The sequence below is a fragment of the Salinispora pacifica CNR114 genome (assembly GCF_000514775.1).
GTDB classification, from domain to species: domain Bacteria; phylum Actinomycetota; class Actinomycetes; order Mycobacteriales; family Micromonosporaceae; genus Micromonospora; species Micromonospora pacifica.
The window spans coordinates 61495-77202 of sequence record NZ_AZWO01000022.1 but is presented as its reverse complement, the minus strand read 5'-3'; the positions used below and the strand labels follow the sequence as shown (position 1 = coordinate 77202).

The 15708-nt window shown below is 69.7% G+C and carries 16 protein-coding genes; 11 read left to right on the top strand and 5 right to left on the bottom strand.

The window, feature by feature from the left end; translation table 11 throughout:
* Positions 1–8 precede the first annotated feature (8 nt).
* The 8 genes from B118_RS0115455 to B118_RS0115420 all read left to right on the top strand — a co-directional run bounded on the left by B118_RS0115455 (position 9) and on the right by B118_RS0115420 (position 6236).
* Positions 9–431 carry a DUF350 domain-containing protein gene (locus tag B118_RS0115455; RefSeq protein WP_080642633.1) on the top strand — a complete coding sequence of 141 codons (423 nt, stop codon included), beginning with the start codon at positions 9–11 and terminating at the stop codon, positions 429–431.
* A 32-nt stretch (positions 432–463) separates the two neighbouring features.
* Complete coding sequence (locus tag B118_RS0115450) at positions 464–1180, top strand: hypothetical protein (protein ID WP_028192993.1); 717 nt, start codon at positions 464–466, stop codon at positions 1178–1180.
* Positions 1149–2753 carry a polyamine aminopropyltransferase gene (locus B118_RS0115445; RefSeq protein WP_050592812.1) on the top strand — a complete coding sequence of 535 codons (1605 nt, stop codon included), beginning with the start codon at positions 1149–1151 and terminating at the stop codon, positions 2751–2753. The genes B118_RS0115450 and B118_RS0115445 overlap by 32 nt, the downstream gene beginning before the upstream one ends.
* A gap of 38 nt (positions 2754–2791) precedes the next feature.
* Positions 2792–3607, top strand: coding sequence for a hypothetical protein (locus B118_RS0115440; RefSeq protein ID WP_026185537.1), 816 nt, complete (start codon positions 2792–2794; stop codon positions 3605–3607).
* Between the two features lie 87 nt (positions 3608–3694).
* A complete protein-coding gene (locus B118_RS0115435; RefSeq protein WP_018221771.1) occupies positions 3695–4300 on the top strand; it encodes a hypothetical protein in 606 nt (201 codons plus the stop codon).
* A 7-nt stretch (positions 4301–4307) separates the two neighbouring features.
* Positions 4308–5117, top strand: coding sequence for an SDR family NAD(P)-dependent oxidoreductase (locus B118_RS0115430; protein WP_028192991.1), 810 nt, complete (start codon positions 4308–4310; stop codon positions 5115–5117).
* 144 nt (positions 5118–5261) lie between these two features.
* A complete protein-coding gene (gene pyrE / locus B118_RS0115425) occupies positions 5262–5801 on the top strand; it encodes an orotate phosphoribosyltransferase (RefSeq protein ID WP_018221769.1) in 540 nt (179 codons plus the stop codon).
* A 57-nt stretch (positions 5802–5858) separates the two neighbouring features.
* Positions 5859–6236 carry an ArsR/SmtB family transcription factor gene (locus B118_RS0115420; RefSeq protein ID WP_018816275.1) on the top strand — a complete coding sequence of 126 codons (378 nt, stop codon included), beginning with the start codon at positions 5859–5861 and terminating at the stop codon, positions 6234–6236.
* A gap of 231 nt (positions 6237–6467) precedes the next feature.
* On the opposite strand, the gene B118_RS0115415 is transcribed toward B118_RS0115420, so the two are convergent.
* From B118_RS0115415 to B118_RS0115405, 3 genes are all read right to left on the bottom strand, one after another.
* The gene (locus B118_RS0115415) at positions 6468–7181 is read right to left on the bottom strand and encodes a DedA family protein (RefSeq protein ID WP_018811895.1); all 714 of its coding nucleotides are present in this window, start codon (positions 7179–7181) and stop codon (positions 6468–6470) included.
* Between the two features lie 256 nt (positions 7182–7437).
* A complete protein-coding gene (locus B118_RS0115410; RefSeq protein ID WP_018811896.1) occupies positions 7438–8994 on the bottom strand; it encodes an LPXTG cell wall anchor domain-containing protein in 1557 nt (518 codons plus the stop codon).
* A gap of 207 nt (positions 8995–9201) precedes the next feature.
* Positions 9202–9414, bottom strand: coding sequence for a hypothetical protein (locus B118_RS0115405; RefSeq protein WP_018221766.1), 213 nt, complete (start codon positions 9412–9414; stop codon positions 9202–9204).
* Between the two features lie 360 nt (positions 9415–9774).
* Here B118_RS0115405 and fbaA point away from each other — a divergent pair, with 360 nt between their 5' ends.
* Both fbaA and B118_RS0115395 read left to right on the top strand, forming a co-directional pair.
* Positions 9775–10797, top strand: a complete 1023-nt coding sequence (fbaA, locus tag B118_RS0115400) for a class II fructose-bisphosphate aldolase (RefSeq protein WP_018221765.1) — start codon at positions 9775–9777, stop codon at positions 10795–10797.
* 209 nt (positions 10798–11006) lie between these two features.
* Complete coding sequence (locus tag B118_RS0115395; RefSeq protein WP_018221764.1) at positions 11007–11435, top strand: DUF3151 domain-containing protein; 429 nt, start codon at positions 11007–11009, stop codon at positions 11433–11435.
* Between the two features lie 68 nt (positions 11436–11503).
* Here B118_RS0115395 and B118_RS0115390 read toward each other — a convergent pair whose 3' ends face one another.
* Together B118_RS0115390 and B118_RS0115385 are read right to left on the bottom strand one after the other, a co-directional pair.
* Positions 11504–13147: a MinD/ParA family ATP-binding protein gene (locus tag B118_RS0115390; RefSeq protein ID WP_028192990.1), complete on the bottom strand. Its 1644-nt coding sequence runs from the start codon at positions 13145–13147 to the stop codon at positions 11504–11506.
* Positions 13148–13201: 54 nt separating this feature from the next.
* Positions 13202–14236 carry a hypothetical protein gene (locus tag B118_RS0115385; protein ID WP_018811899.1) on the bottom strand — a complete coding sequence of 345 codons (1035 nt, stop codon included), beginning with the start codon at positions 14234–14236 and terminating at the stop codon, positions 13202–13204.
* Between the two features lie 127 nt (positions 14237–14363).
* Between B118_RS0115385 and B118_RS0115380 the strand changes: the two genes are divergently transcribed.
* Complete coding sequence (locus tag B118_RS0115380; RefSeq protein ID WP_018811900.1) at positions 14364–15653, top strand: adenylosuccinate synthase; 1290 nt, start codon at positions 14364–14366, stop codon at positions 15651–15653.
* The last annotated feature ends 55 nt before the right edge of the window (positions 15654–15708 follow it).

Here is a 15708-nt window from a genome sequence, read left to right as displayed (position 1 = left end):
CCCCTGTGTTGCAGACCCTCGTCACTGACCTCCTGCTCACCCTCGCCTACGGAGTGGTCGGGATCGCGCTCATGGGCGTCGGCTACGGTCTGGTTGACCTGGCCACCCCAGGTCGGCTCAATCAGCTGATCTGGAACGAACGCAACCGCAACGCCGCGCTTCTGCTCGCCTCGAACCTGCTCGGCGTCGGCATCATCGTGGTTGCCGCGATCGCCGCCAGCGAGGACGACTTCGTCGTCGGCCTGATCGGGGCGGCGTCCTACGGGTTCCTTGGTCTGGTCATCATGGCAGCCGCGTTCCTGTTGCTGGATCTCGCCACCCCCGGGCGGCTGGGCGAGATCCTCGTCGACCCGGAGCCGCACCCCGCGGTCTGGGTCACGGCCGCCATTCACCTCGCTGCCGGCGCGATCATCGCCGCCGCGATCAGCTGATGGCCCCGCGAGCATCCGCGCGGGGCGGGTGGGTGTGGGGTGGCATCGTCGTGGTGGCCGTCCTCGTCACCGTGGTCGCCGTTGGCGCCCGGACCGAGGACAACAGCTTGGTCGTACCGCCGCCCACCGCCACCGAACAGAACGACACGGTGGCTCTGCTGCGCGACGCCGCCGAGCAGCAGGACATCTGCTACGGCTGGGAGCTCAAGCAGGGAGGTGGGGACGTGGTCAGTGCCGGATCGAACCTCGGTGTCGGCCTTTCGGTGGTTGACCACCCGCAGTGTCCCCGCTGGCTGCGGGTCGCCGCGACCGTCGACTACACCCCGGAGAGCAGCGAGGCCGAGGACTTCGCCAGGGTGGTGGTCGACGGGTCGCCCGAATTCCTCTATGACCTCTTCAAGCTGGAGACCAGCTTGTCCCGGTTCGGTCTCGATGGAGCGGCCTTCCTCGCGGAGCCCGGATGGGCGGTGACGCGGGCCGCGGTGAGTCTTTCACTATTGGTCGTCGAACGTGGTGTGGTCAGCCCGGAGCCGGTGGTGACCAGCGCTCCTATCGCGGCGCCGAGCCCGCTGCCGGCAGCCGGCAGCGACCTGTGGCGGGAGCGTTCCGGCTGGCTGATTGGGGCCACCGGGATGGTGCTGATCGCCGTGCTGCTGGTCGTGGTCGGTCTGGTCGAGCGGCGTCGGCAGCGCGGCGGGGCGGCGGTTACGGCCCGGCATGGCAAGGGCAGAGCTCGGCGCGGCCGGTGAGGCGGGCGTGACGGTGGACATGGACGCGCCGATCCGGTGGCGGTCGGCTCGCGCCGCCGTGCTGGCCGCGGTGTTCGTCTGCGCGGCCTGCGGCCTGGTTTACGAACTGGCCCTGGTTGCGCTCGGTAGCTACCTGATCGGCGACACGGTCGGGCAGGCGTCGATCGTGCTCGGGGTCATGGTCTTCGCGATGGGGGTGGGAGCCCTCGCCGCGAAGCCGCTGCAATCGCGGGCCGCCGCCGTGTTCGCCGCGATCGAGCTGGCCCTGGCGCTGCTCGGAGGGCTGTCGGTACTCGGCCTCTATGCGGCGTTCGCCTGGCTGAACCTGTATCTGCCGGCACTGGTCGGCACCGCCTTCGTACTCGGGCTGTTGATCGGCGCGGAGATCCCGCTGTTGATGGTGCTGCTGCAACGGATCCGCCAGCAGGCGGCCGGCAGTGCGGTTGCCGACCTGTTCGCCGCCGACTACGTCGGCGCCCTCCTCGGTGGCCTGGCCTTCCCGTTCCTGCTGCTGCCGCTCTTCGGCCAGCTCAAGGGCGCGCTGGTGGTCGGCGCGGTGAACGCCGTCGCCGGCCTGGTATTGGTCTTCACCGTCTTCCGGCGGGAACTCAGCGGTCGGGCACGCACGGCGTTGACCGCCGGTTCCGTGCTGGTCGCCCTCTGCCTCGGGTACGCGTGGCTGACCGCCCATGACTTCGAGGTGACCGCCCGGCAGCAGCTCTATCGCGACCCGGTGGTGCACGCGGAGCGCAGCCGCTACCAGGAGATCGTCCTCACCGACTCGGTGGCCGCGCCCGGTGGCCAGACCGACCTGCGCCTCTTTCTCAACGGGGATCTCCAGTTCAGTTCGCTCGACGAATACCGATACCACGAGGCGCTGGTGCATCCGGCGCTCGCTGGTCCGCGCGGCGAGGTGCTCCTGCTCGGCGCGGGGGACGGGCTCGCCGTTCGGGAACTGCTGCGCTACCCGGACATCCGTCGGATCACCGTGGTCGACCTGGATTCGGCGGTGGTGGCGTTGGCCCGCACCGAGCCGCGACTGCGGCAGCTCAACGGTGGCTCGCTCGACGATCCCCGGGTTCGGGTGTTGCACGCCGACGCGTTCCGGTGGCTGCGGTCCACCACCGAGCAGTTTGACGTGGTGATCGCCGATCTACCCGACCCGGACGAGACGGCTACCGCGAAGCTCTACTCGGTGGAGTTCTACACGTTGGTCCGGAACGCGCTGGCCGTCGAGGGCCGGCTGGTGGTGCAGGCCGGTTCCCCGTACTTCGCGCCCCGGTCGTACTGGTCCATCGAGGCATCACTGCGGGAGGCCGGATTCGCCACCACCCCGTACCACGTGGATATCCCCTCCTTCGGTGACTGGGGCTTTCTGCTCGCCGCGCCCGGTGCGAACCCGCCCTTGCTGACCCTGCCCAGCGGCGCGCCGACCCTGCGTTTTCTGGACGCGTCCACGCTGGCCGCCGCCGAGGTCTTCCCACCGGACCGGGGCCGGGTCAATGTGCCGGCCTCAACGCTGTTGTATCCCCGAGTGCTCGACTACGCGCGTGCCGAATGGCGCGGGTACTGAGGCTCGTACCGTCGAGTCTGTTGGCCCGAGGCCGTACGGTGTGGGGCGCGAATGAGGGAAGGAGACTCGTGGTAAATCCGCACCAGCCCGTTCGGGTACGTCCGGGCGTCGTCACTATTTCCAGCTACCTACTTATGTTCTATGCCGCCCTGGCCGTACTCGATGTGGTGGTCGCTCTCACCACCCTGGGCGCGGCCCGGGAGGTCTACGAGGAGGCTTTCGCGGGCACCACAGCAGAGGGTACCGAGGGCGCCGTGGTGTTCGCGGCCGCCGCGACGAGCGTGGTCACTCTGCTGTTCGCGGTTGGCTTTGTCGTTCTCGCCCTGCTCAACAACCGGGGGATGAATCCGGCCCGGATCACGACCTGGGTCGTCGGTGGCATCGCGCTCTGCTGCGTCGCCGTCGGCTTGGCCTTCTCCGCAGCGGGTAGCGTGGTGGAGGGCGATGTCTCCGGTGACGTTGTCAGCCAGGAGGAGCTCAACCGCCGGCTGGACGAAGCCCTGCCGTCCTGGCACGAACCGGTGCTGACCGCGACCCTCGGTGCTATCGCCCTGTTGGTGGCCCTGATCCTGCTTGCCCTGCCGCCATCGAACGAGTTCTTCCGCAAGCCGCAGCAGCAGTGGGAGCCTCCGCTCCCGGGTCAGCCGGTGTATCCGCCGCCCCCGGGTCAGCCGGCGTATCCGCCGCCCCCGGGTCAGCCGGCGTATCCGCCGCCCCCGGGTCAGCCGGCATATCCCCCGCCCCCGGGTCAGCCGGACTATCCGCAGGCTGATCCGAGTTCGGGCGCCTCGGGGAACCCGGGTTCGTCAGATCCGGGTCAAGGTGGACAGTCCGGCTCCGGCGGGCTCGGCTAGCCGTCGGTGCTCTGCCCGCCGTAGAACGCGACTTCGACTGGTCCCTCCGGATAGCGTGCACCCCGACGCCTATCGGAGGGACCAGTCGTGTCGTACCCCGAACCGGCCCGCCGCCCGGCTGTGGTGACCGCGGCTGTCCTGCTGCTGGCGCTGATGGCGGTGGTCGCCGTCGCGTACGCCGTTACCGGCCTGTTCGTTCTGGTCAGTACGGTTGCCGCCTTCCGGCTGGCGGCGGCGGGAAGCGCGGCCTCGTCGGACGAGATCGATGGGGTAGTCCTGCTGGTCAGTGCCTGGACAGTGGCGGGTGCGGTGGTCAGCCTGCTCGCCGGGGCGCTCCTGGCCGCACTCGCCGGACTGGTGCGCACCGGCCGTTCCGGTGCGCGGGTGGCGACCTGGGTGGTCGCCGGCCTGGGGGTGGTCGCCGGCTGCTGTGGGTGCGCCGGTCTGGGCGGGATGCGGGCCTTCCCCATGCAGCCGGGGGACGAGGATCGCGCCACCGTTGAGCTGTTTGCCCAGCTGCCCGAGGCGTACCCGGACTGGTGGATTCCGCTCGGCGCAGGTCTTTCGGTTGGGCAGGTGCTCGGTTACCTTGTGGTAGCAATATTGCTGGCCTTGCCGCCGGCAGCTGGCTGGTTCCGTCGGACCATGCCCGGCATACACGTGCCGTATCCGCCCCCACATCCCCCGAGGTGAGACGCTCGTGCCGAGTGACCAGTCGACCACCGAGCGGCGTGCCTTGATCACCGGTGCGACGGCTGGGATCGGCGCGGAGTTCGCGCGCCAACTGGCCGCGGAGGGCTGGCACCTGGTGCTGGTTGCCCGGGACGCGGCCCGGTTGGGGGCGTCCGCAGCCGAGCTGACCTCCCAGCACGGCCGAGAGGTCGAAACGATCTCCGCCGATCTGTCCACCGACGATGGATGCGCGGAGGTGGAGCGCCGGCTCACCACGGGTTCCCCGGTCGAGTTGCTGGTGAATAACGCGGGGATCAGCCTCAATACGCCGTTTCTGCGGTCTTCGCCGGAAGACGAGGCGCGCCTGCTCCGGCTCAACGTGCACGCAGTGATGCGGCTCACCCTCGCCGCCGTCCAGCCGATGACCGAGCGGCGGAGTGGGGCAGTGATAAATGTCTCTTCGGTCTCGGGGTTCGGGCCGGTAATGCCCGGTTCGACGTACCCGGCGAGCAAGGCGTGGGTGACCAGCTTCAGCGAGTCGGTCGGTCTGTCGGTGCGGGCGCTCGGTGTCCAGGTGATGGCTCTTTGCCCGGGCTACACCCGTACCGAGTTTCACGACCGGGCCGGCATCGACCGGTCAAAGACGCCGGCGTGGATGTGGCTGCGGGCAGAAGATGTCGTCGCTGAATCCCTACGTGACCTGCGGAAAGGTAAGTTGATCAGCGTTCCGGTGTGGAAGTACAAGCTGCTCGTGGCGGCGATGCGGCACGCCCCCCGGCGGCTGGTGGAAGCCTTCTCGCAGGACACCCGCGGGCAGGTCGGCCGCGCGGAACAGTGATTGCCCGGAAGGGTCGTCGGCGCCGCCGACGACCCTTCCGGTTGCGGAGCGTGTTGGTATATCGCCCGCTGTCGCATCGCCCGCAGGGTTGACCCAGGCCGCCCCGACACATGGCTCACAGCATCGAGCAGTACCCTCTTCGCCATGGGGGACCACGACGACCTGCGTAAATTCATCACCGACCTGGCAGTGGTCCATGGTCGGGTGGTGCTCTCCTCGGGGCGTGCGGCGGACTGGTATGTGGACTTGCGGCGCGTAACGCTGCATCACGAGGCCGCACCGTTGGTGGGCCGGGTGCTGCGGGAGCTGACTGCCGACTGGGCGTACGACGCGGTGGGTGGGCTCACCCTCGGCGCCGACCCGATCGCGCTGTCGATGCTGCACGCCACTGCTGGTACCGACCGCCCGCTGGATGCCTTCGTCGTCCGAAAGACGGGCAAGGCACACGGGTTGCAACGCCGGATCGAGGGGCCCGACGTGGCTGGGCGCCGGGTGCTCGCGGTGGAAGACACTTCCACCACGGGCCAGAGCGTGTTGACTGCTGTGGAGGCTCTACGTGAGGCCGGGGCCGAGGTGGTGGGGGTAGCGGTTATTGTTGATCGAGGTGCCGGCGCCGCGGTGCGAGCCGCCGGACTGCCGTACCGGGCGGCCTATACGTTGGCTGACCTCGGCCTTGTGGCGTAAAAGTCTGCCGATTTGGATTCGCCGATATGCAGGCGAGTCAATGCTGCTGGTGGAAGGATGGAATACGTGGGAACTGCGTTGGCGGAAATGACAATGCCTCAGATCTCGCCGCTTGGCGGCGAGCCGATCGAACGAGCAGACGCGGAGCGGCTGGCCGGGGTCCTCAAGGCCCTTGCCGACCCCGCTCGACTGCGGCTGCTGAGCCTGATCCAGTCGGCTCCGGAGGGTGAAGCGTGCGTGTGTGATCTCACCGCGCCCCTTGGCCTCTCCCAGCCGACGGTCAGCCATCACTTGCGCATCCTGACTGAGGCTGGCCTGCTGGAGCGGGAGAAGCGCGGCGTCTGGGCGTACTACCGGCTGGTGCCGACCGCGATCGCGACCATCGCCGACCTCCTGACGCCGCCGCGTAAGCGTGCCGGCAAGAAGGCGCGCTGACCGCACCGTTCGTCCGACGCCCTCCGAGCGGGGTGGCGTCGGACGGTCGGTTTCGTGGATTGCGACCGGCCGGCTGACGGCTCGCCGATCGGAACGCGACTCGGGGTGCGCCCCGTCGCGCGATGCAGGGCGCCCTCTGGCTTGCCGCCCCGAGCGTGGACGCCAGCGGGGTCCCGGGGCGCGGCCACTCGGTGCCGTGCCCCGGCCATGTCGGTGCTCGCTTGCCCCCGGTCAGTGCTTGCCGTAGTGCTCCCGGGTTTCCCGGATCGCCTCCTCGGCCGCGGCCCGCTCCGCCGCGGTGGTGCCGCGCCTCGCCGCCAGACGGGCGCGCAGCAGCTCGACCACGATCGGGACCACCGAGAGCACCACGATCCCGATCAGGATCAGTTCGATGTTCGCCTTCACGAACGGGATCTGGCCGAGGAAGTAGCCGAGCACCGTCACGCCGGTGCCCCAGAGGATCGCGCCGATCACGTTGTAGATGACGAACGTGCGATAGTTCATCCGGCTGACCCCCGCCACAATCGGGGTGAACGTCCGGACGATCGGTACGAAGCGGGCCAGTACCACCGAGCGGGCCCCGTACTTCTCGAAGAACTCGTGCGACTTCAGCAGGTTCTCCTGCTTGAACAGCTTCGAGTTGGGCCGCCGGAACAGCGCCGGCCCGACTTTGCGTCCGAAGGCGTACCCCACCTGGTCACCGGCGATGGCCGACAGCGTGATGAGTAGGCAGACCAGCCAGAGCGGCGTGGTGATCCACTTGCCGTCGGCGGTGAGCAGGCCGGCGGTGAAGAGCAGCGAGTCACCAGGCAGGAAGAAGCCGATCAGTAGCCCCGACTCGGCAAAGACGATCACCAGGATGCCGAGCAGGCCGAAGGCCTCGATCAGCACCTCGGGATCGAGCCAGTCCGGCCCGAGAGCCAGGGTAGTGGTGGGCGTCGGCACGCGGTGACCTCCGTGGGCTGCCGGGCGGTGGACGTCGCCAGCGGCGACGGGAATGTCCGTAGTCTAGGTGGCAGCCCGGTCCGTCCGGTGCCTGACGTCATAGCTGTACCCACACCGCTGGTCGGGGTTCATTGGTCGAGGACCAGCCCCCACGCGGGCCACCGACGCGAACCTTGGCCGACCAGAATTGCACTCTTATGCGCGCTGCCCCGCCAACCGGGCAGGTTGACGGGGCAGCGCGGTGCCGCTGGGTAGATCAGGCGACGAAGCTGTTCCGCCGCCGGCGGGCGATCAGGAAGCCGGCCGCGCCGATGGCGAGCAGCAGGCCGCCGAGACCCGCCACCCGCAGGGTGGAGTCACCGGTGATCGGCAGGCTCGGGTCGGCGCCGCCGCCCCCGCCCCCGGTGTCGCCGGTCGCGTTGACCAGGATCGCGGCCTCGTCGTTGGCCGGCTTGAGATCGTCGTAGAAGCCGCCCTCGCACTGGCAGGGCACGTTGACCTGCACCGCGCCGGCAGCGTCCGCGATGACCTCGTCGACTCGGAGGGTGAAGTCGAACGTCTGCTGCTCGCCGACCTTGCTGAAGGAGGAGACGTAGCAGCGGTATTTCGCTGCGCCCGCTTCACCCCGGTCGCCAAACTGGTCACCGAGCAAGGGCGCGCAGAGATCGGGCACCCCGACCGCCGTGGTGCCCTGCGGGATGTCGACGTTGAGGTAGGTCACGGACGAGCCGGCCCGACTGTAGTCAAGGGTGGCCGGGCCGTTGTTGCGGAAGCCGATGGCCGCGTGGATCTCGGCGTCCTTCTCCCCCGAGAGTTCGGCGCCGATCGCCTCCAGGTCGGTGCTGTTTTCTCCGGTAGCCGAGATGAACATATCGGACCAGTTGTTCGACGGATCGGTATCGGCCTGCGGCGCCCGAGCCGACTGGATGCGGTTCTGCTCGGTCAGCGTGAGCTTCCCACCGGTGCCGGGCTCTCCCAGGGAGACACCCAGGTGGTGTAGGCGCGCCTCGTAGGCTTCGAACTCGGCCGGCGTGTGCCAGAAGAGCCCGCCGTACACGTGGCTCGGCGCCTGAGTGTCCGCCCCGAGGGTGTGGGTGAGGGAGGCGCTGTAGCTGGCCCCCGGTGCCAACTGTTCATCGAAGCGGCAGAAGAGCAGGTGGTCGCCGTCGTAGTTGCAGTTGCTGTAGCGCTGGTCGGCCCGGATCCCGTAGTCGTGGTCAAAGGACGCGACCGCCCCGTCGGCAGTGACCTCGCCGGCGTTGCTGACCGTCAGCGGTTCCGTGAACGTCTCGCCAGGTGCGACGGAGAACTCGTGCTCTGCCCCGGCGACGAGATCGACTCCGGTGCCGATGCGTACTGTCGCCTGGTGGGTGACAGGTGAGAAGCCCTGGGCGCTGAAGCTGACCCTCAGCACCCCTTCGTCACCGTTCGCGGCGGCGGCGGTGGGCACGAGAGACGCGCTGTAGGCGCCTCGGCTGTCCTCAATGGTGTCGGGGAAGGGTTGGACACAGCGCAACACATGTGGTTCTGGGGTGGTGCAGTCGCTGTCCAGGTTCTCCGAGGAGACATCGACCTTGCCGGCGAGGTCGCTGAAGTCGTACTGGACGGTCAGGTCGGTCAGGGTGACCGGCGCCGAGGCGGAGATGATCGACGCCCTGGCCTTGCCGGTGGAGCCGGCGGCGAGGGTGACGTTGTCGAAGTAGACGCCAAGTGTGATGTCGGTCTCGGCCGCCGAGGCGGGAGCGGCGGTGGCGACGAGCGCGCCGGCGAGGCCGATGCCGACGAGCCAGCGCCGGGCGGGGTGTTTGAGCATGGAAATCCTTCGGCTGGGGGGTTCACACCAAAGTCGGTTCGCGGATCATATTCGGCTCCTCGGAGTCTGGCTTTCCCAAGTGGGAGTAGCCCGCCTTTGTGAGCCGAACGTCCGAACAAACTTCACCGCATCGGCCAGTTGAGTCCCGGCTGCCGTTCCGGCCGCATCGCCCCCGACCGCATCGCCCCCGGCCCGTCGGTCGCCCGCTCAGCGATAGTCGTCCTCGTCGCCCCCGACGACCCGGGCCTGCTCCGTCGCGTCCCAACCGTTGACCTCCAGACCGCGGTGCGGCTCGACCTCCACCTCGCTTGGGAGCACCACCGTGGCCTGCTCGACCGCGTCCGCCGGCTCGGCCTCCGGGTCCCGCTCCTCCGGCGTGAGGTGCTCGCTCGGGGCGAAGTCCTCGTCGGGTAGGCCCATGGTCCCTCCCTGGATCTCGTGCGGACAGCTACCCACACCGTACGGGCTGGTCACGCTCCGCGTTGGGGGTGGCGTGGACCGTGCCGATCCGTTCGGAACCGGGAATGCCTCCCCGGCGTGGCGCCCCGGTGCCACGATGGGGGCATGGCCTCCGCCGGGTGCGAACGGGCGGTCCGGACCTTCTGATCAGCGTCGCTGGGCTGGGTCGAACCGGGGGTATCGGAACCGGGCGTGCCCGGGCCGGTGGTGCCGACCGTAATCAACTGCGGGATACTGCCGGCGGTGGACAGCGCGGTCCGGCGCACCCATGGACAACAGCGGCCGGCGACGGCCGAGAGCGTTAAGTAAGGAGCGTTCGACATGCCTATCGCTTCCCCCGAGGCCTACGCGGAGATGCTGGACCGTGCCAAGGAAGGCCGGTTCGCCTACCCCGCGATCAACGTGACCTCCTCGCAGACCCTCAACGCGGCGTTGAAGGGCTTCGCCGACGCGGAGAGTGACGGCATCATCCAGGTCTCCACCGGTGGCGCCGAGTACCTCTCCGGCCCCTCGGTGAAGGACATGGTCACCGGCGCGGTGGCCTTCGCCGCGTACGCGCACGAGGTCGCCAAGAAGTACCCGGTCAACATCGCCCTGCACACCGACCACTGCCCGAAGGACAAGCTGGACAAGTTCGTCCGGCCGTTGCTGGGTATCTCGCAGGAGCGGGTGCGGGCCGGCCAGGAGCCGCTGTTCCAGTCACACATGTGGGACGGCTCGGCAGTGCCGGTAGCGGAGAACCTCACGATCGCCGAGCAGCTTCTCGGTGAGGCCGCCAAGGCCAAGATCGTCCTTGAGATCGAGGTCGGTGTGGTCGGCGGCGAGGAGGACGGCGTCGAGAACGCCATCAACGAGAAGCTCTACACCACCGTTGACGACGGCCTGGCCATGGTTGAGGCGCTTGGCCTGGGAGAGAAGGGCCGCTACATGGCGGCGCTGACCTTCGGCAACGTGCACGGCGTCTACAAGCCGGGCAACGTCAAGCTTCGTCCCGAGGTGCTCAACCAGATTCAGGCGGCGGTCGGGGCCAAGTACGGCAAGGACAAGCCGCTGAGCCTGGTCTTCCACGGCGGCTCCGGTTCGCTGCTGTCGGAGATCCGTGAGTCGCTGGACTACGGGGTGGTGAAGATGAACATCGACACCGACACCCAGTACTGCTTCACCCGTCCCGTCGCGGACCACATGTTCAGCAACTACGACGGGGTGCTGAAGGTCGACGGTGAGGTCGGCAACAAGAAGAAGTACGACCCGCGGGTCTGGGGCAAGGCCGCCGAGGCCGGAATGGCCGCTCGCATCGTCGAGGCCTGCGAGGACCTCCGCTCCACCGGCACCCGGATGAAGTGACCTGATCGCCGTGGTTGACGGCCGGCTCCCCGTACCGGGAGCCGGCCGTCGCGCTTGGTGCCCCCGACGGCTGCCCGCGCAGAATCGGACCGGAGTCGGTGACCAGCAGCGCGACCGGCGGACGGCGGTGGGGCCGCTCGTGCGGTGTGCTGCGGTCGAGTCGGTCGACCCGCTCGCGGGCCGTCGAGGGAAGCGGGTTGAATAGGGCGATGCAGAACCTGTTGCCGGAGCCACCGGCCACCCTCCTGCCCGCGCACGATGAGGCCGACAGCGCCATCGCCGCTGCTGCGGAGAGCGGCGCCGACGAGGACTTCGCCGCGGTGGCGGCACGTTTCCCCACGTTCAGCGCGGCCTGGGCCGCGCTCGCGGTCCGCGCGTTCGCGGCGGACCAGGTGATCCAGGCGTACGCGTACGCCCGCACCGGTTACCACCGGGGCCTGGATCAGCTACGCCGAAGCGGTTGGAAGGGGCACGGACCGGTGCCGTGGTCGCATGAGCCGAACCAGGGCTTCCTGCGGTGCCTCTGGGTGCTGTCCCGGGCGGCCGACGCCATCGGTGAGGCCGACGAGGCGGCCCGCTGTGCCCAGTTCCTCCGCGACTGCGACCCGGCCGCGGCGGACGCGCTGGCGAGCGACTGAGCCGCCCGCGGGCGACCGACGCCGGGCTGGCAGCAGCCAGCCCGGCGTACCCGGCTCGCCTCGGTGGATCAGAGCCCTTCGGCCACCGCAGCAGCGATCTTGAGCCAGGCGTCCCGAGCGGCCGACGAGAGCGCCGCGTACCGGAGCGGCTCGCCGGAGTCGATGAGCCGCTCGTACGGGGCCAGGAGTACTGCCCGGGTCCGCGCTGCGAAGTGCGCCTGGATCGCCGGCAGGTCGATCTCTTTGCGAGACGGCGGCATCGATACGACGGTCACCGCCTGCCGTACCAGTCGTTGTCGGTTGCTCTGCTCCAGGTGGTCGAGCATCCGGGCGGCTGTCTCGGCTGAGTCGTTGCGGGCCGACATGGTCACCACCAGCTGATCGGTGGCGTCGATCGCGGCCTGCCAGTTCTGCGCCCGCACGTTGTTGCCGGTATCCACGAAGATCAGTTTGTAGAAGCGGCTGACCACCTCGCGGATTTCCGCGAATGCCGTGGCGGTGAGCATCCNCCCGCCGGTGGCCGACTCGTCCGACGCGAGGACGTCGAACATCCCCTCGCCCTGAGCCCGGACGTACTGCGAAAGGTCACCGATCCGGCCGTGGGAGCTGTGGAACTGACTCAGATCGTGCAGCAGGTCTCGCACCGTACGGGCGTGGAAGTCCTGCTGGGCGCGCATGCCCAGGGTGCCCTGCGTCTCGTTGTTGTCCCAGGCCAGGACGTAGCCGCCACGTTTCTGACCGAAGGTCATGGCGAGCAACAGGATCGCGACCGTCTTGCCGGCGCCGCCTTTCGGGTTGACCACGGTGACCTGCCGCAGCCCGCCGAAGTTGCGGCGGACCATCTCAATGTCGCGGCGCAACCCCTGCTCCTGGCGGCCAGGCGGGAGGCGGAGCCCCATCCTGTTGGCCATCGCCCGAAGGCCCATGGTGGCCATCGGGTCCGTGGGGCGCAGCTGCCGACGTCGGGCAAAGTCCTCGGCGGTTGGCGGCGCCTGCCCCGGTGACGTCCACCCGGTCCGCGAAGGTAGGGGGTTGCCGTGCACCGGTGCTGGGTAGGGGGCCGGGGCCGGTCCGGCGGTTGGTGGTCCCGAGGCTGGCGGCTCCACGGTTGGCAGTGCACCCGAGGTCGGGTCGTGGCGGTCCCCGCCGCCCGGGTCGTCGATGCCGGGGCGAGGTTCGTTGGCGGCGTGCGGGTCGTTGATGCCGTGGTGGGCATCGGTGGCGGTCTCCTGCGGTGCGGGACGTTGCCGTGGCACCACCCGCGGCCACTCGGTCGAGGTGCCGCGGTCGTCCCAGGCGACCCGGCTGACGGCGGGCTGGCTCTCCGTCGATGCCTCGGCGGTCGGTCTACTGGTTGACGTCCCAGGTGCCGGATCGGTCGGGTCGAGGCTGAACGGTTGGTGGAGATTGACGCCGGGAGCCGGCGCCACGTTGGGGACGTGGGGTGCCGGAGCATCGGCTACCGCGCTGTGCGGACCGCTCTCCGGGCTCGGCGCCCAGGCGCGCGCTGCCTCGGAGGGCGCGCGCCCCCACTCGACGGGGACCTGCGTCGCGTCGGGCTGCGGAGGTGGCTGATTCTGGTCATCCGGTGCCGTCGCCGGCGACCAGGACGCCGGTTCGGCTTCGGCCGCTGGCCACCAGGGTTCGATGTCCCGCTCCGGCACCGGCTGCTGGCCGGACGGGTACGACCGGTCGACGTTCTCGTTCACCATGGTTCCTCCCCGTGCCTCCTGCTGAGGATAAGCCTCGGAAAGTGATCTGAGTGGCTACCGGTGGGCGGTCGGGGGAGACCAGACCGCCCACGCACCCGGCTCGGTCCACCAGGACCGCTTACGCTTGAGCTCGCCCGCGGCGCCGTCGTCGAGGAACGGGATCGCCCCCTCCCGGGGCACCACGGCCACCGCCCGACCGCGGGCGCGGCGAACCTCCAGGCGGACCCGGCGGCGACCCCACCGGGACGAGGTGAGGACCGCCACCGCCACCGCGACCTCGACCAGACCGTCGCCCGGGTCGGGGGCGGCGAGCAGGGTCACGTCGGCGAGCCGGGCGTACCCACCGGCGTTGCCGATGGCACAGGCCAGTAGCGGGTCGTCGCCAGCGGAGAGGAGCGTGTCGTCGACCTCGACCCGGCCTCGCCAGTGCAGCGGCTGGCCCCCCTCGTCGGCCGCGCCGAGCAGTGCGCCGTCCAGCGTGACCGATCCGGCGTCATTGCGTAGCAGGTCGAGCCGGCGGGGCGCGCCCTCCAACACCGCCGCCGCCACCGCCACCGGGTCGCGGGGCAGCCCGAGCTGCGCCGCCAGATCTCGTGGTTGGCTTCTGCCGCGGGCCGGGTCGAGCGGCAGCACGCCGACCGGTGGCAGGTCCGGCACCGTCCGGTTGACCGGCAGATCCGTCGGACGGCGGCTCGGCGGCGGGGCGTACCGCCGGACGAGGCGACGTAGGACGGTGCGCAACTGTGCATCACTGGCGGTGCCGACAATCAGTCGGGTGCGGGAATCCGGGTCGGGCCAGCCGAGGCCGTCGGGTCGGGGCGGGCCATCGAGGCGGCACAGCACCTCGTCGATTTCCCGCTCGGACCTGGCGGTCACCAGGTCGACCCGAGCACCCCGGGCGGTGAGCGCGTCCGCGCAGGCCAGCACCGGTACGCGAGGGGTCTCGCAGCGGTCGGTCGAGGGCCCGTCGTTGGACTTGTCGGTGTCACCGTTGGCCATGTTGGTGTCGCCGCAGCAGGCACCGTCGCTGCCGCAGGTGCCCGGTGCGTCCCGTTCCGAGCCGAGCGTGAGCAGCACCACGTCGTACACGGGTCGCAGCCTCCTGCCTCTACGCGCGAACCCCTGCCGGCCGCGCTGTCACTTCTTGTTAGCCTGACACCCCGGGCTCGCCGACCGGTCGCCGCCTGGCACCCGAGCCTTCTGGAGGCTGAAGAAGATGCCAGCGATCGTGCTTCTCGGGGCCCAGTGGGGCGACGAGGGCAAGGGCAAGGTTACCGACCTGCTGGGGGAGCGGGTTGACCACGTGGTGCGCTACTCCGGCGGCAACAACGCCGGCCACACGGTCATCACTCCGGACGGGCAGAAGTATGCGCTGCACCTGATGCCCTCGGGTGCGCTCTCGCCGAACGCGAAGATTGTCATCGGGAACGGCGTGGTGGTCGACCCGAAGGTGCTGCTGGACGAGATCGACGGGCTCGCCGAGCGCGGTGTGGACGTCTCCCGGCTGCGGATCTCCGGCGACGCCCACCTGATCATGCCGCACCATCGGGCGTTGGACCGGGTGGTCGAGCGGTACCTGGGGTCGTCCCGGATCGGCACCACCGGCCGGGGCATCGGCCCGGCGTACGGGGACAAGGTCGCCCGGATGGGGATCCGGGTGCAGGACCTACTCGACCCGGGAATTCTCCGCAAGAAGCTGGAACTCGCGCTACGCGAGAAGAACCAGATGCTGTTCAAGGTGTACAACCGTAAGGCGATCGACGTCGAGGCGACCGTCGAGGAGTACCTGGGCTACGCCGAGCGGCTCCGCCCGTACATCGCCGAGACCCGGGTGATGCTCTGGGAGGCGCTGGACCGCGGCGAGACCGTGCTGCTGGAAGGCGCCCAGGCGACCATGCTCGACATGGACCACGGCACCTACCCCTTCGTGACCTCCTCGAACCCGACTGCCGGTGGGGCCTGTGTCGGAGCGGGAGTTCCGCCGACCGCCATCACGAAGGTGATCGCGGTCAGCAAGGCGTACGCCACCCGGGTCGGCGCCGGACCGTTCCCGACGGAGCTGCACGACGACAACGGCCAGCACCTGCGCAAGATCGGCCACGAGTACGGCACCACGACCGGTCGGGAACGCCGGTGCGGCTGGTTCGACGCGGTCGTCGCCCGGTACGCGTGCCGACTCAACGGGGTCACCGACCTGGTCGTCACGAAGCTCGACGTGCTGACCGGCCTGCCGAAGGTGCCGATCTGCGTCGGGTACGAGATCAATGGCAAGCGCTTCGACGAGATGCCGATGACGCAGACGGACTTCCACCACGCGACTCCGATCTATGAGGAGCTCGACGGCTGGTGGGAGGAGATCACCACGGCGCGGACCGAGGCGGAGCTGCCCGCCGCCGCCCGCCGTTACATCGCCCGGATCGAGGAGCTCTGCCGCACTCGGGTCAGCGTGGTCGGCGTCGGCCCCGGCCGGGAGGAGAACGTCGTCTACCACCCGCTGCTGCCCTGAGCTCCCCGCCGCCCGTCCCCACCCCAGGACCGGACGGGCTGCGAGTGGGGGCCGT

Coding starts and splice junctions, on each gene's coding strand:
- B118_RS0115445 (WP_050592812.1), top strand. CDS start 1,149: ATGGCAAGGGCAGAGCTCGGCGCGGCCGGTGAGGCGGGCGTGACGGTG.
- pyrE (WP_018221769.1), top strand. CDS start 5,262: ATGGGGGACCACGACGACCTGCGTAAATTCATCACCGACCTGGCAGTG.
- B118_RS0115420 (WP_018816275.1), top strand. CDS start 5,859: ATGGAATACGTGGGAACTGCGTTGGCGGAAATGACAATGCCTCAGATC.
- B118_RS0115410 (WP_018811896.1), bottom strand. CDS start 8,994: ATGCTCAAACACCCCGCCCGGCGCTGGCTCGTCGGCATCGGCCTCGCC.
- B118_RS0115405 (WP_018221766.1), bottom strand. CDS start 9,414: ATGGGCCTACCCGACGAGGACTTCGCCCCGAGCGAGCACCTCACGCCG.
- fbaA (WP_018221765.1), top strand. CDS start 9,775: ATGCCTATCGCTTCCCCCGAGGCCTACGCGGAGATGCTGGACCGTGCC.
- B118_RS0115395 (WP_018221764.1), top strand. CDS start 11,007: ATGCAGAACCTGTTGCCGGAGCCACCGGCCACCCTCCTGCCCGCGCAC.
- B118_RS0115380 (WP_018811900.1), top strand. CDS start 14,364: ATGCCAGCGATCGTGCTTCTCGGGGCCCAGTGGGGCGACGAGGGCAAG.